The following is a 12,163-nucleotide window of genomic DNA, read 5'->3' on the forward strand; positions in this document are numbered from 1 at the left end:
CCTTGCCGACCTCGGCGACGGTCTGGAACACCGGCAGCGGCGTCCAGGTACCGCGGTCCAGGCGGGCGTGCAGGCCGTCCGGTCACAACGAGGCGAACGCAGTCTGATGCGGCACTAGTCACGCCAGGCAGGTACCTGGCCAGGTACTCGACGTTGCGTCGGTTCGATCCCAGGCCACCGATGCTGAGTTCGGTGCGATCCCCGTTCAGCTCCGGTGCGTCCGCGGCAACGAGAGTGAACGCACACCCTGACTCCTCCGCGAGCATCGCCAGTTCGATGATCGCGTAGACGTCACCGTGCTCGGTGACGGCGGCCATCTGCCAGTGGCCGTTCAGTATGACGACGCACGGTACACCGGGCCGCAGACCGAGCAGTGCCCGCTTCCGGTGCAGGACGCGAGCGGCACTGACACGCTTCCAGGCCCAGACGGACCCGCCGCTGACGACGCTCGTGACCAGCCCGATCACGACATTCAGCACTGCATCCGACACGGAGCCCCCGCCCTCGTCGTAGCAACATGACCTGATGGTCGGTTGGTCAGCCTACTGATCAACGACCCGTCACGCGTGATGATTCGGCGGCTCACGACGCGTCGGCAACTGCGTGTTCAGCGTCCGCCGTCAGCTCCTCGCCGAGAATCGGGCACCGGGATCACCGGGGCCGGCTCGACCGTCCCTCGCGGAGCTTCGCCAGGGGCGGCACACGACGCCATGACCGCATCGCAGATCCGGCATGCGTCCCGGTGAACCGGCCTTTCACGGACGCGCGGCCGGAACCATTGTTCGCGAATCCTCATCACCGCCGGCGAGGATCAGCTCAGCCATCGCAAGCAAGCCCCGGAAGACCCCGAGTCCCTCCCGGTACTCCGCCGAGCGCGTCAGCAGCGCGACGGCCGCACGGAGCTCCGGGAGGCAGTCCAGGAGAACGTCGGCGTGGCCTGGGCCGGGCACGCCACCGTTCTTGAGGTAGGTCGTGACGCAGCCGGCCATGTCGAGATCCAGGTACGCCAGATCGTGTCTGTCGTCGAACGGCACATCGGGGAACGGCCCGGGGTGGTGCGCGGCCCACAGGAGGGCCACCTCACTGACGATCGCCCGATGCCGGTCGGGCCCGGGAGGCGGGATAAAGGTGGTCGCGAAGCGGTCCTCCCGCACACCCTCACCACTGGCGGCAGCACGCCCGCAGCGGGCCGCTTTCGGGCCGATGGCAGGAGCGGCCCCCGCGCCGAAGGCCCGGCGCGGCGGGCGGCTCCTGGCGGCGGGAACAGCCAGGCATCCCGGTCTGGCTCCTGACCAACCTCTGGCTCGACCACCGCTTACACCCCGCACCGCGAAGACCCGGGCACCGACGTGGCGGTAAGTGGGGGTGCACGGCCGCGGGCCCCTGCTCACCGGCCCCGCACGAAGGACCGGTGCAGCGGCCACAGGGCCGGCTGCTCCCGACGGGCCGGAACGCGCGGCGTCAGAGCAGGCGAGGCTCCCCACGAGCGGCTCGTGAGGCGCCTCAAGGGATCAGTCCGAGCCCGCGCTCCCAAACCGCTCCACCGCCTGTCTCAACCCCCCGCCAACAGGGTCTTCCATCCCTCAGCCTTCACGACGCCTCACCTTCCTCCGACAAGCACCGGATCGGCCGACCTGGCGCCCGCCGACCCACCTGCCCCCACGGAGAAACCGAGGTAACGCCCCCTCAGCTCAAGCCGCCCCCGTACCGCCCCAGAGCAGCCGACCTGGGCGGGAACGCCCACCACGGCCAGGACGACGGCCAGGAGCAGCAGGCCGGGTGGCGGCCCGGAACGGGCACGGGAACGGCGGGCGCGTGACCACCTGACCACCCATCCGGCGGTGGCCCGGACCCGGACCAGCCTGATCTTCGAGCAGATACCCGGGCGCCGGTACCTCTCCCCCGACCGGTGACCGTGGGCCACGGGGGCGACCCGCGGGTGATCCGGGTCAGCGCGGGCGTCGGCCGGATCGCGCGGGTGCTCGTCCCCGACGGGAGCGGCGGCCTGCGGGAGGCCGACGAGCACTACGGCGGACCCGGCGCGCTGACCGGACCCGGCCGAGGGTCGGTGCGGCGTGCCGGACCGGTGCCACGGCGGGCGCCCGGGTCAGTTCTGGCCGCGCGAAGCCGACTTGACGGTCGAGCAGGGCGTGCTGCGATAGTGGCCGGGTGCGCGTCAGCCTCCTCGGACCTCTGGTGCTGGACACCGGCGACGGCCCGGTCCCGGTGGGCGGCCCGCGGCTGCGCGCGCTGCTGGTCCGGCTGGCGCTGGACGCCGGGCGCGCCGTCCGCCCGGCGGTCCTGGCCGAGGCCCTGTGGGCCGGGACTCCCCCGGCCGACCCGGCGAACGCCCTTCAGTCGCTGGCCTCCCGGTTGCGACGTGTCCTCGGCGACCCCGGGCTGTTGACCCTCGAACCGGCCGGCTACCGGCTGGCCGTCGCGGCGGAGGCCGTGGACACCGTCCGGTTCGCCCACCTCGCCCGCACCGGGGGGCGCCTGCTGGCCGGGGGCCGGCCCGCCGAGGCGGCCACCGCCCTGCGGGAGGCGATGGGCCTCTGGCAGGGCCCGGCCCTGGCCGACGTGCGCGAGGCACCGTTCGCCGGTGCCGAGGCCGAGCGGCTCGAACGGGCCCGGCTGGCCGCCCTGGAGGACCGGATCGAGGCCGATCTCGCGCTCGGCACCGGGCTCGGCCTGGTCGCCGAGCTGGAGTCGCTGACGGCGGACCACCCGCTGCGCGAACGGCTGCACGCCCAGCTGATCCGCGCCCTCGCCGCCGACGGCCGGGGCGCCGAGGCACTGGCCGCCCACCAACGGCTGCGCGGCCGGCTGGCCGAGGCCTTCGGCAGCGACCCCGGGCCGGACGTGGAGGCCGCCCACCTCGCCGTACTGCGCGGCGAGGTGGGCCGCCCGCAGCCCGACCGGGCACGCACCGACCCGACCCGGACCGACCTGGCGCGGACCTACCGCCCAGGGACCGACCCGACGGGGACCGACCGCCCAGGGACCGACCGGGCGCCGGCGCGGGGCAACCTGGACGCGCCGCTGACCAGCTTCGTCGGCCGCCGGGAGGACGTCCGCCGGGTGGTCGGACTGCTCGACCGGGCCCGGCTGGTCACCCTGGTCGGGCCCGGCGGGTCCGGCAAGACCCGGCTCGCCGTCACCGCCGGGCGGCAGCTCACCCCGGCGGGCGGCGTCTGGCTGGTCGCCCTGGCCCCGGTCGGGGCGGAGGACGTGGCCCGGGCGGTCCTCGACGTCCTGCGGCTGCGCCAGGCCGGTCCGCTCCGGCGCACCCCGGCGGCGGCCCGCCCGGCCCGGGCCCCCGGCTCCGGCGACGCCACGCAGATCCTCGACCACCTGGTCGAAGTGCTGGCGGACGAAGAGACCGTGCTGCTGCTGGACAACTGCGAGCACGTGCTGGAGGCCGCAGCGAGGCTCGCCGAGACCCTGCTCGGCCGTTGCCCACGGCTGCGGATCCTCGCCACCGGCCGGGAGGCCCTGCGGATCGGCGGCGAGACCCTGCACCCCGTCCTCCCGCTCGAACTGCCCCCGCCGGGCGCGCCGGCCGGACAGGCCGGCACCTGCGCCGCGGTCCGGCTCTTCCGGGACCGGGCCGCCGCGGTCCTGCCCGGCTTCACCCCGGACGCCCGCTCCCTGGCCGCGGCGGTCGAGATCTGCCGACGCCTGGACGGCCTGCCGCTGGCGATCGAACTGGCCGCGGCACGCCTGCGCACGCTGCCGATCGAGGTGGTGACGGCCCGGCTGGACGACAGGTTCCGGCTGCTCACCGGAGGCAGCCGCACCGCGCTGCCCCGCCACCGGACCCTGCGGGCCGTGGTGGCCTGGAGCTGGGACCTACTGGACGCCGACGAGCGGGCGCTCCTCGAACGGCTGGCGGTGGTGCCCGGCAGCTTCACGGAGGACGCGGCGCAGGCGGTCGGCGGGCTCGGCCGCCAGGACGACGGCGACCCCGGCACCCACGGCACCCATGGCGGCGACCTCGCCGACGCCGCCGACCGGACCGACGACGTCCGGGAGTCGCTCGCGGCCCTGGTCGACAAGTCCCTGCTGCATCCCGTCCGGACCGCCGAGCCGGGCGAGCCGCGCTACGGGATGCTGGAGACCGTCAGGGAGTACGGCGTGGAGCGGCTCGCCCACCGCGCGGAGGCCGATGCCGCCCGCCGGCGCTACCTCGCCTTCCTGCTCGACCTGGCCGAGTCCGCGGAGCCCCGGCTGCGCACCCGCGACCAACTGCGGTGGCTGGCCCGGCTGTCCGCCGAACGCGACAACCTGCTGGCCGCGGTCCGCTGGGCAATCGACGCCGGGGACGCCGCCACGGCGGTCCGCTTCGGGGCCGCGCTCGGCTGGTTCTGGTCCCTGCGGGGCAATCCCCCGGAGTCTCTGGACCTGCTCGGCCGGGTGCTGGAGGTGCCCGGGCCGGTCGATCCGGCGGCCCACAGGCTGGTACGCGTGGCCCACGCGCTCGGTGTCGTGGAGGTCGGTGCGCCGCACGAGGCCGAGGCCGCCCTCGGGCGGATCCGGCAGGCCGTCGAGGGCGTCGGACCCGGCGCCCACCCTCTGCTGGAGCTGGCCCGGCTGGCCACCGCCGTGACCGCGCCCGGGGCCCGCACGGACACCGGCGGCGCGGACGCGCCGGACACCCCGGACGGCGCGACCACCCCGGACGGCGGGGGGCGGGATCCCTGGAGCCGGTCCTTCGCCCTGACGGTCCGCGGCAGGCGTGCCCTGCACGCCGGGGACACCCCCCGCGCGACGGCGCTGCTCACCCGCGCGCTGGCCGGCTTCGAGGAGCTCGGCGAGCGCTGGGGCCTGGCGAGCACGCTGAGCGCCCTCGGCTCGCTCCGGCGACGGTCCGGCGACACGGCCACCGCGCTGGCGCTGAACGCACGGGCCACCCGGTACTTCCGGGAGCTCGGCATGCGGGAGTACACCGTCGAGAACGACGTGGAGGCCGCCCTGACCCGCGCCCGCGCCGGGGACGTCGCGGGCGGGCGGCGGCAGTTGGAGAGCCTGCGCGACCAGGTGGCACCCACCGGGTCGGCGGAACTGTGGGCTCTGGTGCACCTGGGCCTGGCCCGCCTGGAGTGGCAGGCCGGACGGCCCGGGCGGGCCCGGGCGCACGCACGGGCCGCACCGGCCGGACCGGCCTGCGAGCAGGCGCCCCCGGCGCACCTGACCGCCCTGCTGCGGGCCGTGCTCGCCCAGGCGGACGCGGCCGACGGACTCCCCGACGAGGCGGTGCGCCGGCTCGACCACCCGGCGGTGCACCTGGTGCTGAGCTGGGACACCCCGGTCGCGGCGGGGCTCGCCGTGGTGGCCGCCGACATCGAACTCGCCCGCGCCCGGCCGGCCGGCGCCGCCCGGCTGCTCGGCGCGGCCACAGCCCTGCGCGGCACGGACGAGCCCGGTGACGAGGACGTGCGCAGGATCGCCCGGCGGGCCGCCGCCGCCCTGGGGGCCGCCGGATTCGCCGCGGCGCACGCCGAGGGCGCGGCGATGTCGCGGTGCCGGGCCCGGGGCCTGGTCTCCGCCCTCGTCACCGCGCCCGGCTCCGCACCGGGCCGCCCCGGTCAGCCGGCCTGAGCCGGGACGGGCAACGGCGTGGCCCCGTCGGCCGGGCGCCCGCCGGCCGCACCCAGGCCGGCGACGATCCCGCTGGCCGGGCCTCCGGCGACCGGGGCCGTGCCGGCCGGCACGGGCGTGCCGAACATGGCACAGACCACCGCGACGTGCAGGGCCCGGTCGGCCTCGACGAGTCCCGGGTCGGCCTCGAACTCGTAGAGCAGCTCCGTCGGCACGAGTACGGTGGCGGTGCGGCTGCCGGTGCCGTCCGTGATGGTGCTGCTGGAGTAGCCGGTGATCCCGCCGTCGTGCGCCCAGACGGTGCCGCAGGGGGTGGCGCCGGTCTCGATGCCGAGGCCGTAGCCGGGCCCGTCCACCGGGTTCTCCGGGTCCATCGGGACGGTGGTGCGCATCTCGGCGAGCTGGGCCGGGGGCAGCAGCCGGCCGGACATCAGCGCGCTGTGGAAGCGGGCCCAGTCCTGCGCGGTGGAGACCACCGCCCCGGCCGCCCCGCCCCAGCTCGGGTCATGGGCGGAGACGTCCACGTGACCGTCGTGGCGCGGTCCGGCGACGTCCCTGAACGCGGCCGGCACGCCCGGCGGCATGTGGGAGGGGTCCGGTTCGTAGCCGTGGGCGTGCCGGCCGAGCCAGGCCGGGCCGGTGGCGAGATAGGTGTGACGCAGGCCCAGCGGCCGGGCGATCCGGTCCCGGACCAGGTCGGCCGGGCTCTGCCCGGTGACCTGTTCGAGCACGGCGCCGACGGCGGCGTAGCCGGTGTTGCTGTACGACCACCGCGCGCCGGGCGCGAACAGCGGCTCGTGCCGCACCCCGACGGCGAGCAGGTCCGCCGAGGTCCACCGCCGCGGGTCCCTGCCCAGGATCGACGGCAGGAGCGCGCCGTCCTCGGTGTAGTCGAACAGGCCGCTGGTGTGGTTCAGCAGCATCCGCAGCGTGATCGCCCCGCCGTCCGGCACCCGGCCCGGCAGCCACCGTTGCACCGGGTCGTCCAGAGTGAGCCTGCCCTCGGCGGCCAGTTGGAGTACCAGCGTGGCCATCATGGTCTTGGTGTTGGAGCCCATCCGGAACTCGTCCCCGGCGTCGAGCCGGTGGCCCCGCGCCGCCCACGGGGCCTGCTCGACGATCTCGACCGGCCGGCCGCGGCCGTCGTCCACCCGCACGATCACTCCCGGCGCCCCGGCCGCCACCAGGGTCCGCGCCAGCTGCGAGAGCCGGGCCCGCAGTGCGCCGTCGCCCTCGGCCGTGTCCGGTCCGGACCGTACGGCGGAGGGGGCGGATACCGCGACCGCGGAGCCCACCGTCCCCGTCACCAGACACGAAGCGGCCACGACAGCCGTCAGCAGCCGGCGGCGGCGGCGTGACCGGACCGCACGAGCCGGCGAAGAAACCTGATGGGGCATGGGAGCGCTCCTCTGATCGGTACCGACCTGGACGCCCCCAGCCTCCGCCCCTCCGCTGGCAAACCGCGCACAGCACGCTGGCAGACAACCCGCACCAGCCACCACCACCGCGGCTGGGCGCCGGGAACCCCACACCCCGAACACCACGAACGCCCCGACGGCCGCCGGGGCGCCGGGCCGGAAGGTCGGGTCGGCTTCGCCTCCGGTGCGGTTGGCCGGGCCGTCCAGGGTGCCGCCGGCGGTGAGGTAGGCGAGCAGGCGGGCGGTAGGAGCGGTTCCAGTCCGGCTCAATGCGCCACATCGCGTCGAGCGCGGTCAGCCGCGCGTCCTGGGCGGCCGTGAGCTTGGTGTTCCTACGCTGCCGTCCGACCCAGGCGCCGACCGCGTGGCCGTCAAGCTTCTCGGCCGCCGGGATCGCCAGCGGGCATGCGCGAAGCCGCGGTCCCAGGAGCGGGCGTGCTTGTCCCAGATCATGCCGAGCTGGTCGAGTTCGTGGATCCGCACGAAGGCGAGCAGGCTGGCGCCCTTGAGGTAGCGCTGCCGGTCGAGCCAGGAGATCAGAGCGCCGTCGCGGCTCTTGTCCGTTGGGTCGAGGTGGTGGTGCCCGGTATGGAACGCGTCGGCCAGCTGATACATGCGCTGCCACTCGGTGGCGCGCGGGTCGAAGGCGCGCAGCTTCACCGTCTGCAGGATCTGCGCGGCGTGCTCGCGGGCGTTGATCCGCAGCCACTCCACCGGCGACTCCTGCGGGGCCGGCTGCTCGGCGTGACTGGCCTCGCCGGTCTCCTCGCCCCCTTCGACTCGGTGATGGTGTCCTGGTCCTTGTCGCCGACCCGCTTGGTGCGCAGTTCGGTGATTCGGCCGACGACGCGGGCGTCGTGGGCGGCCAGAGCCCGCAGGACGCGCCAGATGGTGCGGAACGAGGTGGCCTCGATCTCGTCGTCGGCCTCGGTCCTGACCGCCTCCCCGGCGTCGTGGATCTCGGCGGGGCCGGCGGTGGCCGCGGCGTCGCCGATCTCGGGGGTGGGGACGTAGACGGGGATGATGACCCAGGAGACCTTGCCCTGTCGGTAGGACTGGCGCAGGGCCCGGCCGACCGCCTGGACGACGTCGATGACACTCGACCTCGGGTCCGCGAAGACGATGGCGCCGACGGCGGCGATGTCGATGCCCTCGTTCAGCAGGCGCGAGCTGCAGATGACGTAGCACTCCTCGCCCTCCTCGCCGGGCCGCTCGCCGGTGGAGGCCGAGAAGCGGGCGAATGCCGTACGGCGCTCCGAGAGCCGGTCGGATCCCGCGACGGCGAGCGCGGTCACGCGCTCGGGCCGGTCCGCGTCCCGGGAGGAGCTCGGCGGTGGCGTTCATGGCGGTGGCGTTCATGGTGGCGGCGAACTCGCGGGCGGCGAACTCGCGGGCGGCGGCGACGCGGGAGTGGAAGGTGATGACGCGGCGCAGTTGGAGGTCGGCGACGGCGCGCAGCACGGCGATCTGCAGGGCGAGGCGCAGGAGTTCTTCGTTGGAGCGTTGGGAGCGGAGGTCGGCGATGGCGGGGGAGGTTGAGGAGTTCGCGCAGGTCCTCGTCGGTGACGACGGGGACCAGGACGCGGTACTCGGCCAGGAATCCGTGGTCGATGCCTTGACCGAGGGTCCAGGTGTAGACGGTTTCGCCGTAGATGCGGGTGTCCGTCATGGAGCAGAGCGCGGGCAGCTGGTCAGCGCCCTGGCCGCTGTCGGCGTCGGCGGTGAGGTCGGCCAGGCTCGCCGAACACGGCGTCGAGGGAGCGTAGGGCGGGTTGCCCCGGTCTCCGTTGGTGGGTGGGGCGGCCCGGCAGCATTGGCCGTGATGGTCACGGAGTCCGCCGGCCGAGTACCGACGGTACTGGTGACGAGACCATCTGACCCGGTTCGGCCGGCCGCGGAGCGCCCGATGGCGAATCCGAAGGACGCCGTCGGGCGACAGCAGGCCCACCCGCGCGCCGGTCGCCTCTCCGACCCACTGGGAGGAGGTTGGGGGCGGGGTGCGGGCGGGTGATCTCCGGGCCGTAGGTTGGGCGGATGCTGGAGGGAACGCCGGATTCGGCGCGGGTGCGGGGGAAGCGGGGCCGGGGTCGGCACGCCGCTGCGAAGTCGGGCAAGGCGAAGGGCGGGCTGCTGCGCTCCTCGATGCTGATGGCGGCGGGAACGATGGCGTCCCGGGCGACCGGGCTGATCAGACAGGTGCTGCAGGCCGGGGCGCTGGGGACCGGGCTGCTGGCCACGACCTACAACCAGGCCAACGTCGTACCGGCGAGCCTCTACTTCCTGCTCATCGGAGGAGCACTGAACTCGGTCCTGGTACCGCAGTTGGTCCGCGCCCGAATCGACCAGCCGGACGGCGGACGGGCATTCGAGCAACGCCTGGTCACCCTGACGATGTGCGTGCTCGGCGTCGGCACCTGCCTCGCCGTGTGGGCCGCCCCGCAGATCATCAGCCTCTACCAGAGCGACTCCCCCGACAATCACGCCGCCTTCGAGCTGACCGTCGTCTTCGCCCGGTTCCTGCTCCCGCAGATCTTCTTCTACGGCCTGTTCAGCATCCTGGGACAGGTGCTCAACGCCCGGAACAAGTTCGGCGCCATGATGTGGACCCCGGTCCTCAACAACATCGTCCTGATCACCATGTTCGGCGTCTACCTCGGCCTCATGACCGCACCCGAGCAGGTCCAGGACATCACCCCCACCGAAGTGACGCTGCTCGGCGCCGGCACCACGCTCGCCCTCGCCCTCCAGGCGCTCGCCCTGATCCCCTTCGTCCGCGCTGCGGGCTTCCGCTTCCGCCCCCGCTTCGACTGGCGCGGCACCGGCCTGCGCAAAAGCGTCGGCGCCGCCCGCTGGACGTTGCTGTTCGTGCTGGCCAACCTGGCCGCCGCCACCGTAGTGACCCGCTACGCCTCGGCGGCGGACACCACGCTGCCCAACGACGGCGTCGGCTTCTCCGCCTACACCTACGCGCAGACGATCTGGATGCTGCCGCAGTCCATCGTGACGGTCTCGCTGGTGACCGCTCTGCTGCCACGGATGAGCCGAGCAGTCGCCGAACAGCGCCTGGACGACATGAGAGCCGACCTGTCGGGCGCCCTGCGGGTGAGCGGTGTCGTCATCGTCCCCGCCGCGTTCCTCTTCCTCGCCTTCGGACCACAGACCGCACAGCTCCTCTTCGCCCACGGCGCCGCGGACGCGGCATCAGCCCGGCCGCTCGGGAACATGCTCCAGGCCTTCGGCCTGGGCCTGATCCCGTTCTCCGCGCAGTACCTCCTCCTGCGCGGCTTCTACGCCTTCGAGGACACCCGCACACCGTTCTGGATGGCCCTCTGGATCAGCGCCGCGAACATCCTCCTCGCCACCGCCTGCCACCTATGGCTGCCCGCGCGCTGGGCTGTCACCGCAATGGCGGCCTCCTACACGGTCTCCTACGCCGTCGGACTGCTCATCACGGCCACGCTGCTGCGCCGGCGCCTCAACGGGCACCTCGACGGCAGGAGAGTCCTGCACACCTACGGCCGGCTGACAACCGCCGCCGCGGCCGCCGCGGGCACCGGCTGGCTGGCAGCGCACTACTGTTCCGCCGCGCTCGCACCGACCACCCGGACAACGGTCCTGAGCCTGGCAGCCGGCGGCGTTGCCATGCTGCTCATCTTCGTCGGCCTGGCCCGGCTCCTGAAGATCAGCGAACTGCGGAGCCTGCCCGGGCTGGGATGACCCGGCCAGGCCCTGCTCCCGCATGCTCCGGCGGACACCACCCTCCCGGGACGGGTACGGGGTGGAGCCATCGGCCCCACCCCGAACCTGCGGCAGTCGTCAGAGGCCTGCCTCATTGCCCCAGCCGGCTGATGTCTTTGGTGTCCCGTCAGCCGGCCAGGCGCAGCTGCCCGTCGATACGGTGTTCGAGGGCGAGCAGCTCGGCCGCTGGGTCCTCGCGCAGCGCACCGGCCTGCCCGGCCTGGAGGCCGATCAGCGGGGCCTCCTGTCGGCGATCGACATCGAGGCCGACCCGGCCCTGGTGGCCGCGAAGGAGGCCGCCGAGGCGAAGCGGGCGGTGTCGCGCGGGGACCGGTTCCAGCAGGGCCGGGCGGCGCTCGCGGCGTTCGTCGGGCGTGAGGCGCATGCCCGGGCACCCCGGGCGCACACGGAGGTGCTGGAGGCCGCGGAGCGGCCGGACGGGAGCGGGGAGGTGGAGGCCGAAGTGGTCGTCGCGCTGGGCGCCTGCGTCAACAACCAGCCAGCCCGCCGAGGGAAGTTGACGCCCGGCCAGCTCGCGCAGCTCGCCGAGCACGGCGTGGTGTGGGCGTAGAGATATAGCGCCGCCCGCGGTGGGCGATCAACTCGGGTCCGAGTACTGCCAGACGCCCGCGAGTGGGGCCTTGGGGCGGCGGCACGGGCGCGTCGGCCGGGCCTGGTCGCGTGGGGTCAGATAATGGTGGAGATGCGCAGGAGGACGTCGTGCAGTGACGGACAGCTTCTTCGGCATCGGTGTACTGATCCGCGGTGGGGACGACGGTGTTGAAGTCGTGGCCGTGCTCGGCCGGCAGGGAACGCCGGCTCAGGACAGGGGTGAGTGCGTTGGCGGCGCCGGCGCGGAACCAGGCGAAGTGGCCGTGGGTACGGGCCAGGGTGATCGCGAGAGCGGCGATGGCCTCGCGCAGGCCTTCCAGGCGCATGGTCTCGGGAAGGCTGTGACGGTCGGCGAGGATGTCGACGGCTACGGTGAGGGCGTCGGCGGCTTTGCGGGCCAGGAGCCGGTCCCCCGCCTTGATCACCCGCGCGCCGTCATGGATCTCGCGCTCGGCATCCTCGGTCAGGGCGGCGACAGTCGTCTGGATGTTCACAGGCCCTAAGTGGTCGACTCCGGAAGTCGTTCGGGGGTTGACTCCTGAGCCGGCGCTGGGTGTGTCCGTTGGTCCGCCGTCGGGCCGGTGAGATGAGGTGGCAGGCATAGTCGACGGGCGGCAGGCAGGTGGGAGATCCTGCCTCTGCGACGATGGCTGAGTGCCTTAGCTTGGCGTTTATCCTCGTCGGCCTTGATGTTCCTTCATCGAGTCTGCTCGTTTGGCCGTCTTGCCGACGTTGTGGTGTGGGGCCCGTTGCTTGTTCTTCGAGCCGGGAGGCCGTCCCGGGCCTGGCCGGGA

General features: G+C 74.1%; 8 protein-coding genes and 1 pseudogene. 4 read left to right on the top strand and 5 right to left on the bottom strand.

Going from position 1 to position 12,163, the window contains the following annotated elements; all coding sequences use genetic code 11:
• A pseudogene (locus tag ABZ495_RS36100) lies at positions 1-491 on the bottom strand (hypothetical protein); the annotation flags it as partial.
• 264 nt (positions 492-755) lie between these two features.
• A complete protein-coding gene (locus ABZ495_RS36105; protein ID WP_359840202.1) occupies positions 756-1,154 on the bottom strand; it encodes a hypothetical protein in 399 nt (132 codons plus the stop codon).
• A gap of 1,015 nt (positions 1,155-2,169) precedes the next feature.
• Here ABZ495_RS36105 and ABZ495_RS36110 point away from each other — a divergent pair.
• The gene (locus ABZ495_RS36110; protein ID WP_359840204.1) at positions 2,170-5,601 is read left to right on the top strand and encodes a BTAD domain-containing putative transcriptional regulator; all 3,432 of its coding nucleotides are present in this window, start codon (positions 2,170-2,172) and stop codon (positions 5,599-5,601) included.
• Here ABZ495_RS36110 and ABZ495_RS36115 read toward each other — a convergent pair.
• The 3 genes from ABZ495_RS36115 to ABZ495_RS36125 all read right to left on the bottom strand — a co-directional run bounded on the left by ABZ495_RS36115 (position 5,589) and on the right by ABZ495_RS36125 (position 8,314).
• Entirely contained in the window at positions 5,589-6,926 is a 1,338-nt protein-coding gene (locus ABZ495_RS36115) for a serine hydrolase domain-containing protein (RefSeq protein ID WP_359840205.1), read from the bottom strand. The two genes, ABZ495_RS36110 and ABZ495_RS36115, sit on opposite strands and share 13 nt — an antisense overlap.
• Positions 6,927-7,313: 387 nt before the next feature.
• Complete coding sequence (locus ABZ495_RS36120) at positions 7,314-7,733, bottom strand: helicase associated domain-containing protein (RefSeq protein ID WP_359840207.1); 420 nt, start codon at positions 7,731-7,733, stop codon at positions 7,314-7,316.
• Positions 7,676-8,314 (bottom strand): helicase-related protein, encoded by a 639-nt coding sequence (locus tag ABZ495_RS36125; RefSeq protein WP_359840209.1) that lies wholly within the window; start codon positions 8,312-8,314, stop codon positions 7,676-7,678. Before ABZ495_RS36125 ends, ABZ495_RS36120 begins: the two co-directional genes overlap by 58 nt.
• A 739-nt stretch (positions 8,315-9,053) precedes the next feature.
• Between ABZ495_RS36125 and murJ the strand changes: the two genes are divergently transcribed.
• From murJ to ABZ495_RS36140, 3 genes are all read left to right on the top strand, one after another.
• Positions 9,054-10,736 carry a murein biosynthesis integral membrane protein MurJ gene (gene murJ, locus ABZ495_RS36130; protein WP_359840211.1) on the top strand — a complete coding sequence of 561 codons (1,683 nt, stop codon included), beginning with the start codon at positions 9,054-9,056 and terminating at the stop codon, positions 10,734-10,736.
• Between the two features lie 181 nt (positions 10,737-10,917).
• Positions 10,918-11,328: a hypothetical protein gene (locus ABZ495_RS36135; protein WP_359840213.1), complete on the top strand. Its 411-nt coding sequence runs from the start codon at positions 10,918-10,920 to the stop codon at positions 11,326-11,328.
• Between the two features lie 154 nt (positions 11,329-11,482).
• Positions 11,483-11,872, top strand: coding sequence for a hypothetical protein (locus ABZ495_RS36140; RefSeq protein WP_359840215.1), 390 nt, complete (start codon positions 11,483-11,485; stop codon positions 11,870-11,872).
• Positions 11,873-12,163 lie beyond the last annotated feature (291 nt).

It is taken from the genome of Kitasatospora sp. NPDC005748, from assembly GCF_040630735.1.
Taxonomy (GTDB): domain Bacteria; phylum Actinomycetota; class Actinomycetes; order Streptomycetales; family Streptomycetaceae; genus Kitasatospora.